At 70.0% G+C, this 21,984-nt stretch carries 18 protein-coding genes; 14 read left to right on the top strand and 4 right to left on the bottom strand.

Annotated features, from left to right (window positions below):
- Position 1: 1 nt before the first annotated feature.
- From secF to ACFVQ0_RS25320, 3 genes are all read left to right on the top strand, one after another.
- A complete protein-coding gene (secF, locus tag ACFVQ0_RS25330) occupies positions 2–1,117 on the top strand; it encodes a protein translocase subunit SecF (RefSeq protein WP_390091505.1) in 1,116 nt (371 codons plus the stop codon).
- Positions 1,114–1,668: an adenine phosphoribosyltransferase gene (locus ACFVQ0_RS25325; RefSeq protein ID WP_390091504.1), complete on the top strand. Its 555-nt coding sequence runs from the start codon at positions 1,114–1,116 to the stop codon at positions 1,666–1,668. Before secF ends, ACFVQ0_RS25325 begins: the two co-directional genes overlap by 4 nt.
- Before the next feature lie 171 nt (positions 1,669–1,839).
- Positions 1,840–4,401, top strand: coding sequence for a RelA/SpoT family protein (locus ACFVQ0_RS25320; RefSeq protein ID WP_390091503.1), 2,562 nt, complete (start codon positions 1,840–1,842; stop codon positions 4,399–4,401).
- A 101-nt stretch (positions 4,402–4,502) separates the two neighbouring features.
- On the opposite strand, the gene ACFVQ0_RS25315 is transcribed toward ACFVQ0_RS25320, so the two are convergent.
- Together ACFVQ0_RS25315 and ACFVQ0_RS25310 are read right to left on the bottom strand one after the other, a co-directional pair.
- Positions 4,503–5,732, bottom strand: a complete 1,230-nt coding sequence (locus ACFVQ0_RS25315; RefSeq protein ID WP_390091502.1) for a DUF349 domain-containing protein — start codon at positions 5,730–5,732, stop codon at positions 4,503–4,505.
- Positions 5,733–5,928: 196 nt separating this feature from the next.
- Positions 5,929–6,729, bottom strand: a complete 801-nt coding sequence (locus ACFVQ0_RS25310) for a peptidylprolyl isomerase (protein ID WP_390091501.1) — start codon at positions 6,727–6,729, stop codon at positions 5,929–5,931.
- Between the two features lie 148 nt (positions 6,730–6,877).
- Here ACFVQ0_RS25310 and ACFVQ0_RS25305 point away from each other — a divergent pair, with 148 nt between their 5' ends.
- The 4 genes from ACFVQ0_RS25305 to ACFVQ0_RS25290 all read left to right on the top strand — a co-directional run bounded on the left by ACFVQ0_RS25305 (position 6,878) and on the right by ACFVQ0_RS25290 (position 11,258).
- A complete protein-coding gene (locus ACFVQ0_RS25305; RefSeq protein WP_389213642.1) occupies positions 6,878–7,564 on the top strand; it encodes an MBL fold metallo-hydrolase in 687 nt (228 codons plus the stop codon).
- A 13-nt stretch (positions 7,565–7,577) separates the two neighbouring features.
- Positions 7,578–8,840, top strand: coding sequence for a histidine--tRNA ligase (gene hisS / locus ACFVQ0_RS25300; RefSeq protein WP_390091500.1), 1,263 nt, complete (start codon positions 7,578–7,580; stop codon positions 8,838–8,840).
- A 321-nt stretch (positions 8,841–9,161) separates the two neighbouring features.
- Positions 9,162–9,797 (top strand): vitamin K epoxide reductase family protein, encoded by a 636-nt coding sequence (locus ACFVQ0_RS25295; RefSeq protein WP_390091499.1) that lies wholly within the window; start codon positions 9,162–9,164, stop codon positions 9,795–9,797.
- An 81-nt stretch (positions 9,798–9,878) separates the two neighbouring features.
- A complete protein-coding gene (locus ACFVQ0_RS25290) occupies positions 9,879–11,258 on the top strand; it encodes a replication-associated recombination protein A (protein WP_390091498.1) in 1,380 nt (459 codons plus the stop codon).
- A 30-nt stretch (positions 11,259–11,288) separates the two neighbouring features.
- On the opposite strand, the gene ACFVQ0_RS25285 is transcribed toward ACFVQ0_RS25290, so the two are convergent.
- Positions 11,289–11,990 (bottom strand): DUF2470 domain-containing protein, encoded by a 702-nt coding sequence (locus ACFVQ0_RS25285; RefSeq protein WP_390091497.1) that lies wholly within the window; start codon positions 11,988–11,990, stop codon positions 11,289–11,291.
- A gap of 188 nt (positions 11,991–12,178) precedes the next feature.
- Here ACFVQ0_RS25285 and rpsD point away from each other — a divergent pair, with 188 nt between their 5' ends.
- Positions 12,179–12,793, top strand: a complete 615-nt coding sequence (gene rpsD, locus ACFVQ0_RS25280) for a 30S ribosomal protein S4 (RefSeq protein ID WP_311306772.1) — start codon at positions 12,179–12,181, stop codon at positions 12,791–12,793.
- 18 nt (positions 12,794–12,811) lie between these two features.
- On the opposite strand, the gene ACFVQ0_RS25275 is transcribed toward rpsD, so the two are convergent.
- Complete coding sequence (locus ACFVQ0_RS25275) at positions 12,812–15,052, bottom strand: ATP-binding protein (RefSeq protein ID WP_390091496.1); 2,241 nt, start codon at positions 15,050–15,052, stop codon at positions 12,812–12,814.
- 202 nt (positions 15,053–15,254) lie between these two features.
- Between ACFVQ0_RS25275 and ACFVQ0_RS25270 the strand changes: the two genes are divergently transcribed.
- The 6 genes from ACFVQ0_RS25270 (at position 15,255) to ACFVQ0_RS25245 (ending at position 21,961) form a co-directional block, all read left to right on the top strand.
- Entirely contained in the window at positions 15,255–15,695 is a 441-nt protein-coding gene (locus ACFVQ0_RS25270) for a DUF948 domain-containing protein (protein WP_073737538.1), read from the top strand.
- Positions 15,696–15,702: 7 nt separating this feature from the next.
- Positions 15,703–16,056: a DUF6167 family protein gene (locus tag ACFVQ0_RS25265; protein WP_390091495.1), complete on the top strand. Its 354-nt coding sequence runs from the start codon at positions 15,703–15,705 to the stop codon at positions 16,054–16,056.
- Positions 16,056–18,725, top strand: coding sequence for an alanine--tRNA ligase (gene alaS, locus ACFVQ0_RS25260; RefSeq protein WP_390091494.1), 2,670 nt, complete (start codon positions 16,056–16,058; stop codon positions 18,723–18,725). Before ACFVQ0_RS25265 ends, alaS begins: the two co-directional genes overlap by 1 nt.
- An 8-nt stretch (positions 18,726–18,733) precedes the next feature.
- Complete coding sequence (gene ruvX, locus ACFVQ0_RS25255) at positions 18,734–19,207, top strand: Holliday junction resolvase RuvX (RefSeq protein ID WP_390091641.1); 474 nt, start codon at positions 18,734–18,736, stop codon at positions 19,205–19,207.
- Between the two features lie 95 nt (positions 19,208–19,302).
- Positions 19,303–21,138: an endolytic transglycosylase MltG gene (gene mltG / locus ACFVQ0_RS25250; RefSeq protein ID WP_390091493.1), complete on the top strand. Its 1,836-nt coding sequence runs from the start codon at positions 19,303–19,305 to the stop codon at positions 21,136–21,138.
- Positions 21,125–21,961 carry a shikimate dehydrogenase gene (locus tag ACFVQ0_RS25245; protein ID WP_390091492.1) on the top strand — a complete coding sequence of 279 codons (837 nt, stop codon included), beginning with the start codon at positions 21,125–21,127 and terminating at the stop codon, positions 21,959–21,961. The genes mltG and ACFVQ0_RS25245 overlap by 14 nt, the downstream gene beginning before the upstream one ends.
- Positions 21,962–21,984 lie beyond the last annotated feature (23 nt).

Below are 21,984 nucleotides of genomic sequence, written 5' to 3'. Positions count from 1 at the left end.
GATGTCGCGACTCGGCAATCTCGGCGCCCGTCTCTACCGCGGCGAGGTCGGCTACGACTTCATCGGCAACCGCAAGATCTGGTACGGCATCTCGATCCTGATCACCATCACGGCCATCGTCGGCCTGGCGGTCAGCGGCCTGAACATGGGCATCGAGTTCAAGGGCGGCGCCGTCTTCACCACACCGAAGACGAGTGTCTCCGTCGAAAAGGCGGAAGACCTGGCGTCGACGTCCTCCGGACACCAGGCCATCGTCCAGAAGCTCGGCAACGGCGGCCTGCGCATCCAGATCACCGAGGTGGACACCTCGAAGTCGGACGCGATCAAGGGTGACCTCTCCAAGGGCCTCAACGTCCCCGAGGAGAAGATCGCCGCAGACCTGGTCGGCCCCAGCTGGGGTGAGCAGATCGCCAACAAGGCGTGGACCGGGCTCGGCGTCTTCATGGTCCTCGTCGTGATCTATCTGGCCATCGCCTTCGAATGGCGCATGGCCATCGCGGCCCTGGTCGCGCTGATCCACGACATCACCATCACGGTCGGTGTCTACGCCCTGGTCGGCTTCGAGGTCACCCCGGGCACCGTGATCGGTCTGCTGACGATCCTCGGTTACTCCCTCTACGACACGGTCGTCGTCTTCGACAGCCTGAAGGAGGGCACGAAGGGGATCACCAAGCAGACCCGGTGGACGTACAGCGAGATCGCCAACCGTTCCATCAACGGCACGCTGGTCCGTTCGATCAACACCACGATCGTCGCGCTGCTGCCGGTCGCCGGGCTGCTGTTCATCGGTGGCGGTGTCCTCGGCGCCGGCATGCTGAACGACATCTCCCTGGCCCTCTTCGTCGGCCTCGCCGCCGGTGCGTACTCCTCGATCTTCATCGCCACTCCACTCGTCGCCGACCTCAAGGAACGCGAGCCGCAGATGAAGGCCCTGAAGAAGCGGGTCCTCGCCAAGCGCGCGGCGGCCGCCGCCAAGGGCGAGCTCTCCGAGGCCGAGCAGTCGGACCGGGGCGTCACACAGGACGACGAGCAGGACGCCGCACCCGCCGGCGCCGTCGTCGGACAGCGCCAGGAGCCCCCCAGGGGCCATGGCCGCACCCCGGGGAAGCGCCGATGACCAGCAGCACGACCGCGAGCACGAGGGACCTCCTGCTCAGCCGGATCCGTGACGTCGCCGACTACCCGAAGCCGGGGGTGATGTTCAAGGACATCACCCCGCTGCTCGCGGACCCGGTGGCCTTCACCGCGCTCACCGAAGCGCTGGCGGAGCTGTGCGTACGGCACGGCGCCACGAAGATCGTCGGTCTGGAGGCCCGCGGCTTCATCCTGGCCGCACCGGTCGCGGTGCGGGCCGGGCTCGGCTTCGTCCCGGTCCGCAAGGCCGGCAAGCTGCCCGGTGCCACGCTCGCCCAGACGTACGAGCTGGAGTACGGCAGCGCGGAGATCGAGATCCACGCGGAGGACCTGTCCGCGGAGGACCGGGTCATGGTCATCGACGACGTGCTGGCCACCGGTGGCACCGCCGCCGCCTCGCTGGAGCTGATCCGGCGGGCCGGGGCCGGCGTCGCGGGCGTCGCCGTCCTGATGGAGCTGGGCTTCCTGGCCGGCCGGGCGCGCGTGGAGGAGAGCCTGAAGGGTGCTCCGCTGGACGCCCTGATCACGGTCTGAACCCCCTGCGGGCCGCACCCGGCACCGCATGACAGGCACCGAAGCGGGCACCCGGGAACAACCGGGTGCCCGCTTCGCGTTGTGCGAGCTCTCACGGTCCCCGGGGGAGGAGCGGCCGCAGGGTCGTTACGATGGCCTTTCCGGGTGTCCGGATCCGCACGAGGAGCGCTCTTGCCAGACGAGGCCCAGCCAGTCGCCGCCCCGCAGCCCGACCAGCCCGCGGCGGCCCCAGCCACGCCCGCGAAGCAGCAGCCCGCGGAGAAGCCGAAGCCTCCGGCGCCCGAGCCCGGCACGGGCCCGGCCCCCGCGGAGGCCAACGGGCCCGCGCCCGCTTCCCCCGCGCAGCCGGCCGCACCCGCCTCGCCGCCCCCGACGGCGCCCAAGCCCCCGGCAAAGCCCGCGGCGGCCCCCGCGGGCCCGGCGGCCCGTACCGGCGGCGGCTCCTCCAACCGGGTCCGGGCCAGGCTGGCCCGCCTCGGCGTCCAGCGCTCCAGCCCGTACAACCCGGTGCTGGAACCCCTGCTGCGTACCGTCCGGAGCAACGACTCCAAGATCGAGACCTCCACGCTGCGCCAGATCGAGCGCGCCTACCAGGTCGCGGAGCGCTGGCACCGGGGCCAGAAGCGCAAGAGCGGCGACCCCTACATCACCCACCCGCTCGCCGTGACCACGATCCTCGCCGAGCTGGGTATGGATCCGGCCACCCTGATGGCCGGGCTGCTGCACGACACCGTCGAGGACACCGAGTACGGCCTGGACACCCTGCGCCGCGACTTCGGCGACCAGGTCGCCCTGCTGGTCGACGGCGTCACCAAGCTGGACAAGGTCAAGTTCGGCGAGGCGGCCCAGGCCGAGACCGTGCGCAAGATGGTCGTCGCGATGGCCAAGGACCCGCGCGTCCTCGTCATCAAGCTCGCCGACCGGCTGCACAACATGCGCACCATGCGCTACCTCAAGCGGGAGAAGCAGGAGAAGAAGGCCCGCGAGACGCTGGAGATCTACGCCCCGCTCGCCCACCGCCTGGGCATGAACACCATCAAGTGGGAGCTGGAGGACCTCGCCTTCGCGATCCTCTACCCGAAGATGTACGACGAGATCGTCCGCCTCGTCGCGGAGCGGGCGCCCAAACGCGACGAATACCTCGCCATAGTGACCGACGAGGTGCAGTCCGACCTGCGCGCCGCCCGCATCAAGGCCACCGTCACCGGCCGGCCGAAGCACTACTACAGCGTCTACCAGAAGATGATCGTGCGAGGCCGGGACTTCGCGGAGATCTACGACCTGGTGGGCATCCGCGTCCTCGTCGACACGGTCCGCGACTGCTACGCGGCGCTCGGCACCGTCCACGCGCGGTGGAATCCGGTCCCCGGCCGGTTCAAGGACTACATCGCGATGCCCAAGTTCAACATGTACCAGTCGCTGCACACCACGGTGATCGGCCCCAGCGGCAAGCCCGTCGAGCTGCAGATCCGTACGTTCGACATGCACCGCCGCGCCGAATACGGCATCGCCGCGCACTGGAAGTACAAGCAGGAGGCCGTCGCCGGCGCCTCCAAGGTGCGCACCGACGTCCCCCGGAACACCGGCCGGGGCCAGGACACCGTCAACGACATGGCGTGGCTGCGCCAGCTCCTGGACTGGCAGAAGGAGACCGAGGACCCCAGCGAGTTCCTGGAGTCCCTGCGCTTCGACCTCTCGCGCAACGAGGTCTTCGTCTTCACGCCCAAGGGCGACGTCATAGCGCTCCCGGCAGGGGCGACACCGGTCGACTTCGCGTACGCCGTCCATACGGAGGTGGGCCACCGGACGATAGGGGCACGGGTCAACGGACGGCTCGTACCGCTTGAGTCCACGCTCGACAACGGCGACCTGGTGGAGGTCTTCACCTCCAAGGCGGCCGGTGCGGGCCCCTCGCGCGACTGGCTCGGATTCGTCAAGTCGCCCCGGGCACGCAACAAGATCCGCGCCTGGTTCTCCAAGGAACGCCGTGACGAGGCGATCGAGCAGGGCAAGGACTCCATCGCGCGGGCCATGCGCAAGCAGAACCTGCCGATCCAGCGGATCCTGACCGGCGACTCCCTGGTCACGCTCGCCCACGAGATGCGCTACCCCGACATCTCGTCCCTGTACGCCGCGATCGGTGAGGGACATGTCGCGGCGGCCGGTGTCGTGCAGAAGCTGGTCCAGGCGCTCGGCGGCCAGGACGAGGCCAACGAGGACCTCGCGGAGAGCTCGCCGCCCTCGCACGGCCGCAACAAGCGCCGTGCGAACGCCGACCCGGGCGTCGTCGTCAAGGGCGTCGAGGACGTCTGGGTCAAGCTGGCCCGCTGCTGCACGCCCGTTCCCGGTGACCCGATCATCGGCTTCGTGACCAGGGGCAGCGGAGTCTCCGTCCACCGTGCGGACTGCGTGAACGTCGACTCGCTCTCGCAGGAGCCGGAGCGGATTCTTGAGGTCGAATGGGCGCCCACCCAGTCCTCGGTGTTCCTCGTCGCCATCCAGGTCGAGGCACTGGACCGCTCCAGGCTGCTCTCCGACGTCACCCGGATCCTGTCCGACCAGCACGTCAACATCCTGTCCGCGGCCGTGCAGACCTCCCGCGACAGGGTGGCCACCTCGCGCTTCACCTTCGAGATGGGCGACCCGAAACACCTCGGCCACGTCCTGAAGGCCGTACGCGGCGTCGAGGGCGTCTACGACGTCTACCGGGTGACCTCGGCCCGCCGGCCCTGACCCGGGCCCTCCGGCGGGCCGTGCGGCCCCTCGTACGACATGGAAGGGCCCCTCCGACACCGGCGGAGGGGCCCTTCACACGCGGACGGGCGGACCCGGTCTCAGCCGCCGAACTCCTCAAGGCCCTTCAGGGCCTGGTCCAGGAGCGCCTGCCGGCCCTCCAGCTCGCGGGCGAGCTTGTCCGCGCGGGCGTTGTTGCCCGAGGCGCGCGCCGTGTCGATCTGGGTGCGCAGCTTGTCCACGGCGGACTGGAGCTGCCCGGTCAGACCCGCGGCACGGGCACGTGCCTCCGGGTTCGTCCGGCGCCACTCCGACTCCTCGGCCTCCTGGAGCGCCCGCTCCACCGTGTGCATCCGCGCCTCGATCCTGGGGCGGGCGTCACGCGGCACGTGGCCGATGGCCTCCCAGCGCTCGTTGATGGCCCGGAACGCCGCCCTGGAGGCCTTCAGGTCCTTCACCGGCAGCAGCTTCTCGGCCTCGACCGCGAGCTCCTCCTTGACCTTGAGGTTCTCGCCCTGCTCCGCGTCACGCTCCGCGAACACCTCGCTGCGGGCGGCGAAGAAGACGTCCTGGGCACCGCGGAAACGGTTCCACAGATCGTCCTCGGCCTCGCGCTGGGCGCGGCCCGCGGCCTTCCACTCCGTCATCAGGTCGCGGTAGCGGGCGGCCGTTGTGCCCCAGTCCGAGGAACGGGACAGCGACTCGGCCTCGACGACCAGCTTCTCCTTGGCCTTGCGGGCCTCCTCGCGCTGGGCGTCCAGCGAGGCGAAGTGGGCCTTGCGGCGCTTGGAGAACGCCGAGCGGGCATGGGAGAAGCGGTGCCACAGCTCGTCGTCCGACTTGCGGTCGAGCCTGGGCAGACCCTTCCACGTGTCGACCAGCGCACGGAGCCGCTCGCCCGCGGAGCGCCACTGCTCGCTCTGCGCCAGCTCCTCGGCCTCGACGACCAGCGCCTCCTTGGCGAGCTTCGCCTCGTCGGTCTGCTTCGCCTTCTGGGCCTTGCGCTCCTCCCGCCGCGAGTCGACCGTCGCCACCAGTGCGTCCAGCCGCTTGCGGAGCGCGTCCAGGTCCCCGACGGCGTGATGCTCGTCGACCTGCGCCCGCAGATGCTCGATGGCGGTCGTCGCGTCCTTCGCGGACAGATCGGTGGTCTTCACCCGCCGCTCCAGGAGGCCGATCTCGACCACAATGCCCTCGTACTTGCGCTCGAAGTAGGCCAGGGCCTCCGCCGGAGAACCGGCCTGCCACGATCCGACGACCTGCTCGCCGTCGGCGGTACGCACGTACACGGTGCCTGTCTCATCGACACGGCCCCACGGGTCGCTGCTCACAGCGCCTCCTCCACCTGATGCCCGCGAGAGGGTTCACCCCCCTGGCATCGTCCACAGTTTCCTGGGGCGGGCAGCGCCCGCCCTGCACAACGCCAATCTAGGCGACGGGCCGCCCGGCTGTCCGCACTCCGCGCGGCCGAAATTATCCGGCCCGCGCCCGGTGCCGTCGTGCGGATCATGCCGGGGCCCGCCGTACTCACGCCTTGTCGACGGCCGCCTTCGAGATGTTCACGGCCTTCTTCGGCGCACCGTCACCGGCACCGCCGGTGACCCCCGCCTTGCCGATGGCCTCCACGGCCTTCAGCGAAGCCGCGTCCATCGTGCCGAACGGCGTGTAGGTGGGCGGCAGCTTGGTGTCCTTGTAGACCAGGAAGAACTGGCTGCCACCGGTGTGCGGCTGGCCGGTGTTGGCCATCGCCACCGTGCCCGCCGGGTAGGTCACCGCGCCCTCCTTGCCCGGCTTGCCCAGCGCGGTGAGGTTCTCGTCCGGGATCGTGTAGCCCGGACCGCCGGTGCCGTCGCCCTTGGGGTCACCGCACTGGAGGACGAAAATACCCTGCGTGGTCAGCCGGTGGCACTTGGTGCCGTCGAAGAAGCCCTTGTCCGCCAGCGACTTGAAGGAGTTCGTCGTGTGCGGGGTCTTCGCCGCGTCCATCGTGAACGCGATGTCGCCCTGGCTCGTCTTGAGCGACAGGGTGTACTTCGCCTTCTTGTCGATCTTCATCGCCGGCTCGGGAGCGCTCTTCTCGCTCGCCGAGGGAGAAGCCGAGGGGGACGCCGACGGGCTGGCGCTCGCGGCCGCGTCGGTCTTGTCCTTCTTGCCGTCGTCGCCGGTGGCGAAGTACGTGATGCCGCCTATGACGGCCACCGCGGCCACCGCGGAGGTGATGATGACCGTCAGCCGACGGGTCCGGCGACGGGCCTCCTCCCGGCGCTGCTGCTGCCGCTCGAACTTCTCCCTGGCGAGCTGCCGCCGCCGCTGATCGCTGCTGACCACCGGGTGATCTCCTTGTACGTCGTGTGATCGGGCCTGAGTTGCCCCGTACCGTATATGGGTTAGCTGTGGAATGAGGAGCGCCGGTAGGCTCTGAACTGCTGCGACCGTGCGGCCGCAACCCCTCGTCGGACGACCATTAAGGACGATCGTGCTCATTGCCGGGTTCCCCGCCGGGGCCTGGGGGACCAACTGTTACCTGGTCGCCCCCGCCGCGGGTGAGGAGTGCGTGATCATCGACCCGGGCCACCAGGCCGCCTCCGGGGTCGAGGAAGCACTGCGCAAGCATCGGCTGAAGCCCGTCGCCGTCGTACTCACCCATGGCCACATCGACCACGTCGCCTCGGTCGTCCCGGTGTGCGGCGCCCACGACGTCCCCGCCTGGATCCACCCGGAGGACCGCTACATGATGAGCGACCCGGAGAAGGCCCTCGGCCGCTCCATCGGGATGCCGCTCATGGGCGAGCTGACGGTGGGGGAGCCGGACGACGTCAAGGAGCTGAGCGACGGCGCGCGGCTGACGCTGGCCGGTCTGGAGTTCGGTGTCTCGCATGCGCCCGGCCATACCAAGGGGTCGGTGACGTTCAGGATGCCCGAGGCCGCGGATGTTCCGCAGGTCCTCTTCTCGGGCGACCTGCTCTTCGCCGGCTCCGTCGGACGCACCGACCTGCCCGGCGGCGACCACGCCGAGCTGCTTGAGTCGCTGGCCCGTGTGTGCCTGCCGCTCGACGACTCGACCGTGGTGCTGTCCGGCCACGGCCCCCAGACGACCATCGGCCGCGAGCGCGCCACCAACCCGTATCTGCACGGTATGGACGCGCCCCGACGAGGAATGTGACGAGAGCGAAATCGTGAGCACCTTCAAGGCCCCCAAGGGCACGTACGACCTGACCCCGCCCAGCTCCGCGAAGTACCTCGCCGTGCGCGAGGCGATCTCCGCACCCCTGAAGAACTCCGGCTACGGCTACATCGAGACCCCCGGCTTCGAGGACGTGGCCCTCTTCTCCCGAGGAGTCGGTGAGTCCACCGACATCGTGAGCAAGGAGATGTACACCCTCACCACCAAGGGCGGCTCCCAGCTGGCGCTGCGCCCCGAGGGCACCGCCTCCGTGCTGCGCGCCGCGCTGGAGGCCAACCTCCACAAGCTCGGCAACCTGCCGGTCAAGCTCTGGTACTCCGGCTCCTACTACCGCTACGAGCGCCCGCAGAAGGGCCGTTACCGCCACTTCTCGCAGGTCGGTGCCGAGGCCATCGGCGCGGAGGACCCGGCGCTGGACGCCGAGCTGATCATCCTGGCCGACCAGGCGTACCGCACCCTGGGCCTGCGCGAGTTCCGCATCCTGCTGAACTCGCTGGGCGACAAGGAGTGCCGGCCCGTCTACCGCGACGCGCTCCAGGGCTTCCTGCGCGAGCTCGACCTGGACGACGAGACCCGCCGCCGCATCGAGATCAACCCGCTCCGGGTCCTCGACGACAAGCGCCCCGAGGTCCAGAAGCAGCTGACCGGCGCCCCGGTGCTGCGCGACTACCTCTGCGACGCCTGCAAGGCGTACCACGAGGAGGTCCGCGACCTGCTCAACGAGGCGGGCGTGGTGTACGAGGACGACGAGAAGCTCGTCCGAGGCCTCGACTACTACACCCGCACCACCTTCGAGTTCGTCCACGACGGACTGGGCTCGCAGTCCGCGGTGGGCGGCGGCGGCCGGTACGACGGCCTCTCCGAGATGATCGGCGGACCGGCGCTCCCGTCGGTCGGCTGGGCGCTCGGCGTGGACCGCACGGTGCTCGCCCTGGAGGCGGAGGGCATCGAACTCGAACTGCCCTCGACCACCAGCGTCTTCGCCGTACCGCTCGGCGAGGAGGCCCGGCGCCAGCTGTTCGCCGTCGTGACGCGGCTGCGCCGCGAGGGGGTGGCCGCGGACTTCGCGTTCGGGGGCCGCGGCCTCAAGGGCGCGATGAAGAGCGCCAACCGGTCGGGCGCGCGGTTCACCGTGGTGGCCGGCGAGCGCGATCTGGCCGAGGGCGTCGTGCAGCTCAAGGACATGGAGTCCGGTGAGCAGACGGCCGTTCCGCTGGCCGAGGTGACCGAGGCGATCAAGGCGCGCCTCGGGTAGGACCCGCACGGGTCGCGGGCGGGCGGGGTGTCCCCGTCCGCCCGCGACCGGCGGCATCGCACCCCCGCCCGCAGCGTCAACCCGGCGCGGCGGGATTCACGCTGCCGGGGGGTTCCGGTCCGGCAGAGCCGGTGCCGGTAGGCGGAGGCCGGCAGCCCGGCCGGGCCCAAGAGCGCCTGCCCGCAGTGCCGTCGGCGCCCTCCGTACCCGGAACCGCACGCTGATTCCGCGCGCATCTTTATGTTCATCGAACGGAGGACCGGCGCGGCGGTACGGCACAATGACCGTGCCCAGCAGGCTACTCAGTGACGGAATGGCGATATGACGACTGCAGCGGTTGACCATCCCTCCTCCGACCAGGACGAGGACGGCGGGAAGAGGACCATCGGCGGCAGTCGTGCGTTCGCACTGCTGCTGGTGATCACGGGCGCTGCCGGACTCCTCGCCGCGTGGGTCATCACGCTCGACAAGCTCAAGCTGATGGAGGACCCCAGCTTCGTCCCGGGCTGCAGTCTCAACCCGGTGGTGTCCTGCGGCAACATCATGAAGAGCGAGCAGGCGGCCGCCTTCGGCTTCCCGAACCCGTGGCTCGGGCTCGCCACCTACCCCGTGATCATGGGCATCGGCCTGGCGCTGCTCGCCGGAGCGCGCTTCCGGAGCTGGTACTGGCTGGGGATGAACGCGGGCACCCTGTTCGGCGTCGGCTTCTGCACCTGGCTCCAGTACCAGTCGCTGTACAACATCAACTCCCTGTGCCTGTGGTGCTGCCTGGCCTGGGTCGCCACGATCTTCATGTTCTGCTACGTCACCACGCACAACATCAAGCACCGCATCATTCCGGCGCCCAGCTGGCTGCGGAACGGACTGACCGAGTTCCACTGGGTGCCGCCGGTCCTGTGGGTCGGCATCATCGGCATGCTCATCCTGACCCGCTGGTGGGACTTCTGGACCAGCTGAGCGGCCCGTGCGCCGCGCGGCTCCCCGCCCGTGGCCCGGGGCCCGGCAGGGTTGTCAGTGCGGTGACATAGGGTTCGAAACGTGGAGCCCGACCTCTTTACCGCAGCAGCCGAAGACCGCCAGGAGAAGGACCCGTCCAGCAGCCCCCTCGCTGTCCGGATGCGCCCGCGTACCCTCGACGAGGTCGTCGGCCAGCAGCATCTGCTCAAACCGGGCTCACCGCTGCGCCGTCTCGTCGGAGAAGGCAGCGGGGGACCGGCCGGCCCCTCCTCCGTGATCCTCTGGGGCCCGCCCGGCATCGGCAAGACGACCCTGGCGTACGTGGTCAGCAAGGCCACCAACAAGCGCTTCGTCGAGCTCTCCGCGATCACCGCGGGCGTCAAGGAAGTGCGGGCGGTCATCGAGGGCGCCCGGCGCGCCACCGGCGGCTACGGCAAGGAGACCGTCCTCTTCCTGGACGAGATCCACCGCTTCTCCAAGGCACAGCAGGACTCACTGCTCCCGGCCGTCGAGAACCGCTGGGTGACGCTGATCGCGGCCACCACGGAGAATCCCTACTTCTCGATCATCTCGCCGCTGCTCTCGCGTTCCCTGCTGCTGACCCTGGAATCGCTGACCGACGACGACCTGCGCGGTCTGCTGCACCGCGCCCTGGCCGACGAGCGCGGACTCGGCGGCGCGGTGACGCTGCCCGAGGACGCGGAGGAGCATCTGCTGCGCATCGCGGGCGGTGACGCACGCCGGGCGCTGACGGCGCTGGAGGCGGCGGCCGGTGCGGCGCTGTCCAAGGGGGAGCCGGAGATCACCCTGCTGACCCTGGAGGAGACGGTCGACCGCGCCGCGGTGAAGTACGACCGGGACGGCGACCAGCACTACGACGTGGCGAGCGCCCTGATCAAGTCGATCCGAGGCTCGGACGTCGACGCCGCGCTGCACTATCTGGCCCGGATGATCGAGGCCGGGGAGGACCCCCGGTTCATCGCCCGGCGGCTGATGATCTCGGCCAGCGAGGACATCGGTCTCGCGGATCCCACGGCGCTGCCCACGGCGGTGGCGGCGGCCCAGGCCGTCGCGATGATCGGCTTCCCGGAGGCGGCGCTCACCCTCAGCCACGCCACGATCGCCCTGGCGCTCGCCCCCAAGTCCAACGCGGCGACGCTGGCGATCTCGGCTGCCCAGGACGACGTGCGCAAGGGCCTGGCCGGCCCCGTCCCGGCCCATCTGCGCGACGGCCACTACAAGGGGGCTGCCAAGCTGGGGCACGCACAGGGCTATGTCTATCCGCATGACGTCCCCGGCGGTATCGCCGCCCAGCAGTACGCCCCGGACGCCGTGCGCGACAAGCGTTACTACCGGCCCACCCGGTACGGCGCGGAGGCGCGTTACGCGGACGTGGCGGACCGGGTCCGCGAGCGGCTCGGCCGCACCGACGACGGCGACGCGGGCCCGACCGGGACCTGAGGGCCGCCTCGTAGCCGGGAGCCGGGGCCCTCAGGATGCGGCCGCCTCGAAGAGCGTGTGCATGGCGTGCCGCAGCTCGTTCACATCACGCACCGGCTCGGGGAACTCGAAGCGGGCGTCGAAGCACCTGCCGTCCCGCTCGCACACCCGTACCCGCAGCCCCAGCCGGTCCAGCGCGAGCGGTACGACGGCCGGGGGGTACGCCGAGCGGCCGGGCGTGGCCCGCTCGCCGAGCAGGCCGGACAGTGTGCCCAGCTGTTCGCCGTGCGCCGCGTGCAGATGCTGCAGCAGCTCCGCCTCGTGGATGACGAGCGGGTCGGCGGACGCGTCGCGGAACTCCTCCGGGTCGACGCTCTGCGCACCCCAGAGGTCGTCGACGTACGCCTCGCCCGTCTCCAGCCGCAGGAGCATCCGGCCGGGTCCCGCCAGGCCCGGTACGGTGGTGAGCCAGCCGAAGACCCGGGCCCGGCCGCGGATGCGGTGCGGTACGGAGACCGGGGCGACGTCGGTGATCTCCAGCACTGCCGTCAGCTCGTCGTCCTGGGCGTGCGTCGCGGCCCGTACCGCCGGGGATTCCGCGGGGAATTCGAGGAAGAGATCCCCGTCCGGACCCACGCTGCGGGAGAGCGGCATCAGCTGGTCCGAGCCGGCCGAGTCGAGGCCGGGGATGAGCAGTACCGAAGAGCAGGTACTCTGTACGAGAGTTCGTGTGCGCTCGGCTGCTGACGGCATCCGAGTGTTTTCAAGCCCGCTGGGACGCGGCTGACCACGATCAGATCGGCCTTCCGTCGTAGCAGCACCTTCAGGTGTGCTGCCGCTGTCTGTGCTGTCCGTGACGTGTGTGGTGTTCCCAGGGCGAGACATGCGATCTCCTTGAGTAAGGTGAGCCTAACCTAACCCACAACGGAGGTCTGGAGAACGTGCCTAATCAGTCGCGTCCCAAGGTCAAGAAGAGCCGCGCGCTCGGCATTGCGCTGACGCCGAAGGCCGTCAAGTACTTCGAGGCCCGCCCCTACCCGCCGGGCGAGCACGGCCGCGGCCGCAAGCAGAACTCGGACTACAAGGTCCGTCTGCTGGAGAAGCAGCGTCTGCGCGCCCAGTACGACATCAGCGAGCGCCAGATGGCCCGCGCCTACGACCGCGCCAAGAAGGCCGAAGGCAAGACGGGCGAGGCTCTCGTCGTCGAGCTGGAGCGCCGCCTCGACGCGCTGGTCCTGCGTTCCGGTATCGCCAAGACGATCTACCAGGCGCGCCAGATGGTCGTGCACGGTCACATCGAGGTCGACGGCCAGAAGGTCGACAAGCCGTCCTTCCGTGTCCGTCCCGATAACATCGTGATGGTCCGCGAGCGCAGCCGCGACAAGCACCCCTTCCAGGTTGCCCGCGAGGGTGGTTACGACACCGACGGTGAGACCCCGCGCTACCTGCAGGTGAACCTGAAGGCCCTGGCCTTCCGCCTTGACCGGGACCCGAACCGCAAGGAAATCCCCGTGATCTGCGACGAGCAGCTCGTCGTCGAGTACTACGCCCGCTGATCCAGGCGTAGCCGCTCTTCACCAGCGCTCAGGCCCGCCCCTTCCCGAAGCCGGGGAGGCGGCGGGCTTTCGCGTCTTCCCGGTACCGGGAGGCGGCCCCGGCGCCTCCGCCGCGTCGGTGTCCGCGTCGTTCTGCCGCTCCCCGGGGCGCCCGGCCAGCGCCCTGGCCACCACCGCGTCGGTGCCCAGCCCCGCACCGGCCCGCCGCTGCGAGGCGTACCGCTCCTCGCCCAGCTCCCGGCGGGCCAGCTCCTCGCACCGGACCCTGGGCGCCCCGTAGTGCTCGGAGCCGAACAGCGGCAGCCCCACCGATGGCCAGATCTGTTCGGCGGCCCCCTGCAGCAGCGCCGCCTCGTCCGCGTCGCCCTCGACCACCGTGACCAGTGCCAGCAGTTCCAGCGAGAGCACGGCGCCGAGCAGATCGTGGAAGGCGTGGGTGATGGAAAGGGACTCCCCGAGGAGCTCCCTGGCCCGTGCCGGACGGTCCCGCTCCAGGGCGGCGAAGGCCAGGACGAACAGCGCGTAGCTGAGGGCCCAGCGCTCCCCGTGGTCCTCGCAGATCTCCCGGACCTCCTCGCAGATCGTGACCGCGCGGTCCAGCTCGCCCCGGAACCCGACCGACATCGCGAGTTCGACCTGGGCCATCAGCACATTGCTGTTCAGCTCCCCGAGCTCCCGGTAGCGGCCGAGCGCCTCGTGCAGCAGTTCCTGCGCCCGCGCCGTGTCGTCCGTGACGAGCGCCAGGCAGCCGGTGCGGTGCAGCGCGTACGCGGAGGCCGTGGCGTCACCGGCGAGCTCCGCCTCCTCCCGGCACTCGGTCAGCGCGGAGATCGCTCCCACCGGGTCCCCCTGCAGCACCGCGACATAGCCGAGGACCCACAGCGCCTTCAGCCGGGAGGAGTCGTACGGGCTCTCCTCCTCCAGTACGTGGTCCAGCCAGTGCCGCCCCTCGGAGAGCCGCCCGCAGCCGACCCACAGGAACCAGAGCGTGCCCGCCAGGTACTGGGCGAGATGCGCCTCCTCCGGGCACTCCAGCGAGCACTCCATGGCCCGCCGCAGATTGGGCAGTTCGCTCTCCACCCGGGCCGCCACCTCGCTCTGCCTCGGGCTGAACCAGTCCAGCTCGCACCAGGTCGCCAGCCCCAGGAACCAGTCGCGGTGGCGCCGCCGCAGCCGCTCCGTCTCCCCGGTGGCCGCCAGCCACTCGGCGCCGTACTCGCGCACCGTGTCGAGCATCCGGTAGCGGGTTCCGGCCGGCGAGTCCTCGCGCAGCACGATGGACTGGGCGAGCAGCCCGGAGAGCACGTCGAGCACCGAGTCGGCCGGCAGCTCGGAGCCGCTGCAGATGTACTCCACCGCCTCCAGATCGAACTGCCCGGCGAAGACGGAGAGCCGCGACCACAGCAGCCGCTGTTCCGGGGCACAGAGTTCATGGCTCCAGCCGATGGCCGTACGGAGCGTCTGATGGCGGGCCAGCGCGCTGCGGCTGCCGCCGGTCAGCAGCCGGAAGCGGTCGTCGAGGCGTTCCAGCACCTGCTCGGCCGAGAGCGCCCGCAGCCGCCCGGCCGCCAGCTCCAGCGCGAGCGGAATCCCGTCCAGCCGCCGGCAGAGCTCCTGGACCGCGCCCCGGGTGTCCTCGGTCAGCCGGAACTCCGGCTGCACCGCCCTGGCCCGCTCCGCGAAGAGCCGGAGCGCGTCCGGGTCCGTCATGGTCGCGAGCGGGTAGGTGGCCTCGCCGTCGAGTTCCAGCGGCAGCCGGCCGGCCGCCAGCACCCGGAGTCCGGGGGCCCGGCGCAGCAGGTCCCGTACCAACTCCGCACAGGCGTCCACGAGATGTTCGAATCCGTCGATCACCAACAGGAGCCGGCGCCCGGCGCAGTGTTCCAGCAGCGTGGTGCGCGGCGGCCTGTTGGTGTGGTCGGTCAGGCCCAGCGCGTCCACGAGTGCGTGTTCCAGCAGCTCCGGATCGTGGACGTCGGACAGCTCCAGCAGCCAGACCCCGTCGCAGTACCGTTTCTCCAGGAGGGTCGCGACCCTGTTGACCAGCCGGGACTTGCCGACCCCGCCCACTCCCACGACGGTCACCAGCCGGGACCCCTCCAGGAGTCCGGCGAGCGCGGCCAGCTCGTCGTCACGTCCCACGAACCTGTTCAGTTCCGCCGGGAGATTGCCCGGAAGGCCGTGTGCGGGCCCGCCACGGGCGGTGGGCGGTGTATCCGGACCGTCGGAGGAGGGGAAGGGGCGCTGAGAGCGTCGCATGAAACACGCAGAGTACTGGCCCGAAAGCGCTCCGTACAATCTCGTTGCGGGAACTCCCGCCGTGCCAGGCGGTAATGCGGTACAGGGCGTGAGCCCCGGCGCGATAGGCTCGGAGGCGGTGATCTGCGCTGAACAACGCAGAGACATAACGCAGAGACAGACGACAAGCCAGAGAGAGCGGTGCACTGTGTCCGGTGGTGAGGTGGCCGGGATCCTGGTGGCCGTCTTCTGGGCGATCCTGGTTTCGTTCCTCGCCGTCGTGCTGGTGAGGCTCGCGCAGACGCTCAGGGCGACCACCAGACTCGTGGCGGACGTGACCGAACAGGCCGTCCCGCTGCTCGCCGACGCGTCCGCGACCGTACGTTCCGCGCAGACCCAGCTCGACAAGGTCGACGCGATCGCGACGGACGTCCAGGAGGTCACCTCCAACGCCTCGGCGCTCTCCACCACCGTCGCTTCCACCTTCGGCGGCCCGCTGGTCAAGGTCGCCGCGTTCGGCTACGGGGTCCGGCAGGCCATCGGCCGCAAGACCGCTCCCGAACCGGAAGCGCGTTCCCGGCGATCGGTGATCGTCGGCCGGACCGTGCCGTCCGCGCGTGGCAGGAAGCGCAACGGCAGAAACTCCCGCGGATCGAAGGACTGACGCAGCGATGTTCCGCCGTACGTTCTGGTTCACCGCCGGCGCAGCCGCCGGGGTCTGGGCCACCGCCAAGGTCAACCGCAAGATCAAGCAGCTGACCCCCGAGAGCCTCGCCGCGCAGGCCGCCGACAAGGCGGTCGTGGCCGGTCACCGGCTCAAGGACTTCGCGCTGGATGTCCGCGAGGGCATGGTCAGGCGCGAGGCCGAACTGGGCGAGGCGCTGGGGCTCGAAGCCCCGGTCGACCCGGACCTCCCGGTACAGCCCCACTTCGCCGTCGAGGCGGCGCCACCCGGCAGGCGCGGGGCGCCCGCCCGCAATCGCACGCTTCCCTACAACTCGTACAACCGGAATGAGGACCACTGATGGAGTCGGCTGAAATTCGTCGCCGCTGGCTGAGCTTCTACGAAGAGCGCGGTCACACCGTCGTCCCTTCGGCGTCGCTCATCGCGGACGACCCGACTCTGCTGCTGGTCCCGGCCGGCATGGTGCCCTTCAAGCCGTACTTCCTCGGTGAGGTCAAGCCGCCCGCCCCGCGCGTCACCAGCGTGCAGAAGTGCGTCCGTACGCCGGACATCGAAGAGGTCGGCAAGACCACCCGGCACGGCACCTTCTTCCAGATGTGCGGGAACTTCTCCTTCGGCGACTACTTCAAGGAAGGCGCCATCGAGTACGCCTGGGAGCTGCTCACCAGCTCCGTGGCGGACGGCGGCTTCGGCCTGGAGCCCGAGCGCCTGTGGATCACGGTCTACCTCGACGACGACGAGGCCGAGGCCATCTGGCGCGACAAGATCGGTGTTCCCGCCGAGCGCATCCAGCGTCTGGGCAAGAAGGACAACTTCTGGTCCATGGGCGTCCCCGGCCCCTGCGGTCCCTGTTCCGAGATCAACTACGACCGCGGCCCCGAGTTCGGCGTCGAGGGCGGCCCGGCCGTCAACGACGAGCGGTACGTGGAGATCTGGAACCTGGTCTTCATGCAGTACGAGCGCGGCGCCGGCGACGGCAAGGACGACTTCCCGATCCTCGGGGACCTGCCCTCCAAGAACATCGACACCGGACTCGGCCTCGAACGCCTCGCGATGATCCTGCAGGGCGTGCAGAACATGTACGAGACCGACACCCTGCGCGTCGTCATGGACAAGGCCACCGAGCTGACCGGGGTGCGCTACGGCGCCGCCGAGTCCACGGACGTCTCGCTGCGCGTCGTCGCCGACCACATCCGTACCTCCGTGATGCTCATCGGCGACGGCGTCACCCCCGGCAACGAGGGCCGCGGCTACGTGCTGCGCCGCATCATGCGCCGCGCCATCCGCATGATGCGGCTGATGGGCTCCACCGGCTCCGTCGTCAACGAGCTGGTCGGCGTCGTCATCGAGACGATGGGGCTCCAGTACCCCGAACTGATCACCGACCGCAAGCGCATCGAGACCGTCGCCCTCGCGGAGGAAGCCGCCTTCCTCAAGGCCCTCAAGGGCGGCACGAACATCCTTGAGACGGCCGTCACCGAGACCAAGGCCGCCGGTGGCCGGGTCATCGCTGGCGACAAGGCGTTCCTGCTCCACGACACCTGGGGCTTCCCGATCGACCTCACCCTGGAGATGGCCGCCGAGCAGGGCCTGTCCGTGGACGAGGACGGGTTCCGCCGCCTGATGCAGGAGCAGCGGGACAAGGCCAAGGCCGACGCCCGCGCCAAGAAGACCGGTCACGCCGACCTGTCCGCCTACCGCGAGGTCGCGGACAACTCCGGTGCCACCGAGTTCACCGGCTACACCATGACCGAGGGCGAGTCGACGATCGTCGGCCTCCTCGTCGACGGTGTCCCCTCGCCCGCCGCCCTGGAGGGCGACGAGGTCGAGGTCGTCCTGGACCGCACCCCGTTCTACGCCGAGGGCGGCGGCCAGCTCGCCGACACCGGGCGGATCCGGCTCGACACCGGCGCGGTGATCGAGGTCCGCGACGTCCAGAAGCCGGTTCCCGGCGTACACGTCCACAAGGGCGTCGTCCAGGTTGGTGAGGTCACGGTCGGTGCCGCCGCCCTCGCCTCCATCGACAACACCCGCCGCCGGGCCATCGCCCGCGCCCACAGCGCCACCCACCTCACGCACCAGGCGCTGCGCGACGCGCTGGGCCCGACGGCCGCCCAGGCCGGTTCCGAGAACTCCCCGGGCCGGTTCCGCTTCGACTTCGGCTCGCCCGCCGCCGTACCCGGCACGGTCCTCACCGACGTCGAGCAGAAGATCAACACCGTGCTCGCCCGCGAGCTCGACGTCCAGGCCGAGGTCATGTCCATCGACGAGGCCAAGAAGCAGGGCGCCATCGCGGAGTTCGGTGAGAAGTACGGCGAGCGGGTCCGGGTCGTCACCATCGGGGACTTCTCCAAGGAGCTGTGCGGCGGCACGCACGTCCACAACACCGCCCAGCTCGGTCTGGTGAAGCTGCTCGGGGAGTCGTCCATCGGCTCCGGCGTACGCCGCATCGAGGCCCTCGTCGGCGTCGACGCGTACAACTTCCTCGCCAGGGAGCACACGGTCGTCGCCCAGCTCCAGGAGCTCGTCAAGGGCCGTCCGGAGGAGCTCCCGGAGAAGATCGCCGGGATGCTCGGCAAGCTGAAGGACGCCGAGAAGGAGATCGAGAAGTTCCGCGCGGAGAAGGTGCTCCAGGCCGCCGCCGGACTCGTCGACTCCGCCCAGGACGTCCGGGGCGTCGCCCTGGTCACCGGTCAGGTCCCGGACGGCACCTCGGCCGACGACCTGCGCAAGCTCGTCCTCGACGTGCGCGGGCGCATCCAGGGCGGCCGCCCGGCCGTCGTGGCCCTGTTCACCACGGCCAACGGCCGCCCGCTGACCGTCATCGCCACCAACGAGGCCGCTCGCGAGCGTGGCCTCAAGGCCGGTGACCTGGTCCGCACCGCCGCCAAGACCCTCGGCGGCGGAGGCGGCGGCAAGCCGGACGTCGCCCAGGGCGGCGGTACGAACCCGGACGCCATCGGTGACGCCGTCGCCGCTGTCGAACGCCTCGTCACCGAGACGGCGTGACGCCGGACATGACGCGGATGCGCCGCGGTCGCCGGCTGGCGATCGACGTCGGGGACGCCCGGATCGGGGTCGCCTCGTGCGACCCCGACGGGATCCTCGCCACCCCGGTGGAGACCGTGCCGGGACGCGATGTCCCGGCCGCCCACCGGCGGCTCGGCCAGATCGTCGCGGAGTACGAGCCGATCGAGGTCATCGTCGGCCTGCCCCGCTCCCTCGGTGGGGGAGAGGGGCCGGCCGCGGCAAAGGTCCGCGCCTTCGCGGATGTGTTCGCCCGCGCGGTCGCACCCATTCCGGTGCGATTGCTGGACGAGAGGATGACCACAGTGACGGCGAGTCAGGGCCTGCGCGCATCGGGCGTGAAGTCCAAAAAGGGCCGTTCCGTCATCGACCAGGCTGCCGCTGTGGTGATCCTTCAGAACGCTCTGGAGTCCGAACGGGCTTCGGGCAATCCTCCCGGTGAGGGCGTCGAAGTGGTTGTCTGATCGCGATACGGTAACGTTCCGCGCGATGCGGCGGTGTTCGAACAAACACCGCACAGCAAAGAGACGGAACGTCGTCTCGCGGCTCAAGGGGATCGATGACTGAGTATGGCCGGGGCCCCGGCTCCGAACCGTGGCATCCCGAGGACCCCTTGTACGGGGACCAGGGATGGGGAGGCCAGCAGCCTGCCCACGGCCAGAGCCAGTACGGCGGCCAGCAGCAGCCCTACCCGCAGGACCCGTACGCCGCCCAGCAGCAGCCGCAGGACCCGTACGCGCAGCAGCACCAGCAGCCGCAGGATCCTTACGCGCAGCAGCACCAGCAAGGGCAACAGCAGCAGCAACAGCACGACCCGTACGCCCAGCCGCAGCAGCAGCACGACCCGTACGCGCAGCAGCCGCAACAGCACCCGCAGCAGGATCCGTACGCGCAGCAGCAGTACCAGCAGCAGCCCCAGTACGGCGCCCAGCAGGACCCGTACGCCCAGCAGCCTTCCTATAACGGGGGCTGGGACACCGGTCAGCAGCCGGCCGCGATGCCGTACGAGGGCCAGCCCGCCGCCGGGTACGGCTACGGCGAGACGAACGACTACTACGGCACCCCCGAGGCCTACCCGCCGCCGCAGCCCCCCGGCCGCCGCCAGGCGGTGCCCGAGCAGGTGGCCGAGCCGGCACCCGAACAGACGCCCGCGCAGAACCCCGACTGGGACCCCGAGGTCCAGCCGGAGGAGACCCACCCCTTCTTCACGGGTGTGGACGGCGGCGACGCCAAGGACGACGACTACGACGACGACGATGACTCCCGCGACTCCCGCCGCGGAGGCGGGGACGAGCGCCGGGGCAAGGGCAAGAAGAAGAAGGGCCGCAACGGCTGCGCCTGTCTCGTCATCTCTCTTGTCCTGGTCGGCGGCGTAGGCGGAGTGGGCTACTTCGGCTACTCGTACTACCAGGACAAATTCGGCCCGGCGGAGGACTACGCGGGCACTGGCTCCGGGACCGTCGAGATCGAGATCCCCAAGGGCTCGTACGGGTACGACATCGCCAACATCCTGAAGAAGCAGGGCGTGGTGAAGAGCGTCGACGCCTTCGTCTCGGCGCAGAGCGAGGACCCCAAGGGGAAGTCGATCCAGGCCGGCGTCTATCTGCTGCACGAGAAGATGGCCGCGTCCGAGGCCCTGAAGATGATGCTCGACCCGAAGAGCCAGAACCTGCTGGTGATCCCCGAGGGTTCCCGCAACGCCGCCGTCTACGCGATGATCGACAAGAAGCTGAGCCTCAAGGAGGGCACGACCGAGGGCATCGCCAAGTCCAAGAAGTCCGACCTGGGCCTGCCCGGCTGGGCGAGCAAGAACAAGGACATCAAGGACCCGCTGGAAGGCTTCCTCTACCCGGCCGCGTATCCGGTCACGAAGGAAACCAAGCCGGAGGCGATTCTCGAAAAGATGGTCTCGCGGTCCAACGACGAGTACAAGAAGCTCGATCTCGAAGGAACCGCCAAGAAGTACAAGCTGGACGGCCCGTGGCAGGTACTCACCGTGGCCAGCCTGGTCCAGGCGGAAGGTCTCACGCATGACGACTTCCGCAAGATGGCGGAAGTCGTCTACAACCGACTGAAGCCGGATAACACGGCCACGAACCGGTTGCTCGAATTCGACTCCGCGTTCAATTACCTCAAGAAGCAGAGCAAGATCAAGATTGGGTCGAAGGAGATCCGGACCAACCCGGATCCCTACAACACCTATTACCACGCCGGTCTGCCGCCAGGGCCCATCAGCAACCCCGGGGACGAGGCACTGCGCGCGACGCTGAGTCCGACCGGCGACGGATGGATGTTCTTCATCTCGCTCGACGGCAAGAAGACCCAGTTCACCAAGACGGCCGCAGAGCACGAGAAGCTCAACCAGAAGTTCAAGGAACAGCATGGTCTCGACTGACACGCGGCACCGGGCGGCCGTCCTCGGCTCACCCATCGCACACTCGCTCTCCCCGGTCCTGCACCGGGCCGCGTACGCCGCACTCGGCCTCGACGGCTGGTCCTACGACCGGTACGAGATCGACGAGGCCGCGCTGCCCGGCTTCGTCGAGGGCCTGGACGGAACATGGGCCGGGCTCTCGCTGACCATGCCGCTCAAGCGGGCGGTCATCCCGCTGCTGGACGGGATCAGCGAGACCGCCGCCTCGGTCGAGGCCGTCAACACGGTCGTCCTCACCGAGGACGGCCGGCGTACCGGCGACAACACCGATATCCCCGGCATGATCGCCGCTCTGCGTGAGCGGGGCGTCGAGAAGACGGAGTCCGCGGCCGTCCTCGGAGCCGGAGCCACCGCCTCCTCCGCCCTCGCCGCCCTTTCCGAGATCTGCGCGGGACCGGTCACGGCCTATGTCCGCAGCCGGGAACGCGGTGACGAGATGCGCGGCTGGGGCGAACGGCTCGGCGTCGACGTCCGGATCGCCGACTGGGCGGAGGCCGAGCAGGCGCTGCGCGCCCCGCTGGTCATCGCGACCACCCCCGCCGGGGCGACGGACGCGCTGGCGGGAGCGCTGCCCAAGGCTCCGGGCACGCTCTTCGACGTGCTGTACGAGCCCTGGCCCACCGGACTCGCGGCCGCCTGGGCGGCCCACGACGGCGCAGTCATCGGAGGTCTCGATCTCCTGGTGCACCAGGCGGTCCTCCAGGTCGAGCAGATGACGGGCCGCACGCCCGCGCCGCTGGCCGCCATGAGGCAGGCCGGCGAACAGGCGCTCGCCGCCCGCTGACCGCGTTCCTCGCCGCTCGATCC

Source organism: Streptomyces sp. NPDC057900 (genome assembly GCF_042887885.1).
Classification (GTDB): domain Bacteria; phylum Actinomycetota; class Actinomycetes; order Streptomycetales; family Streptomycetaceae; genus Streptomyces.
This window is presented reverse-complemented; position numbering and strand designations above follow the sequence as displayed.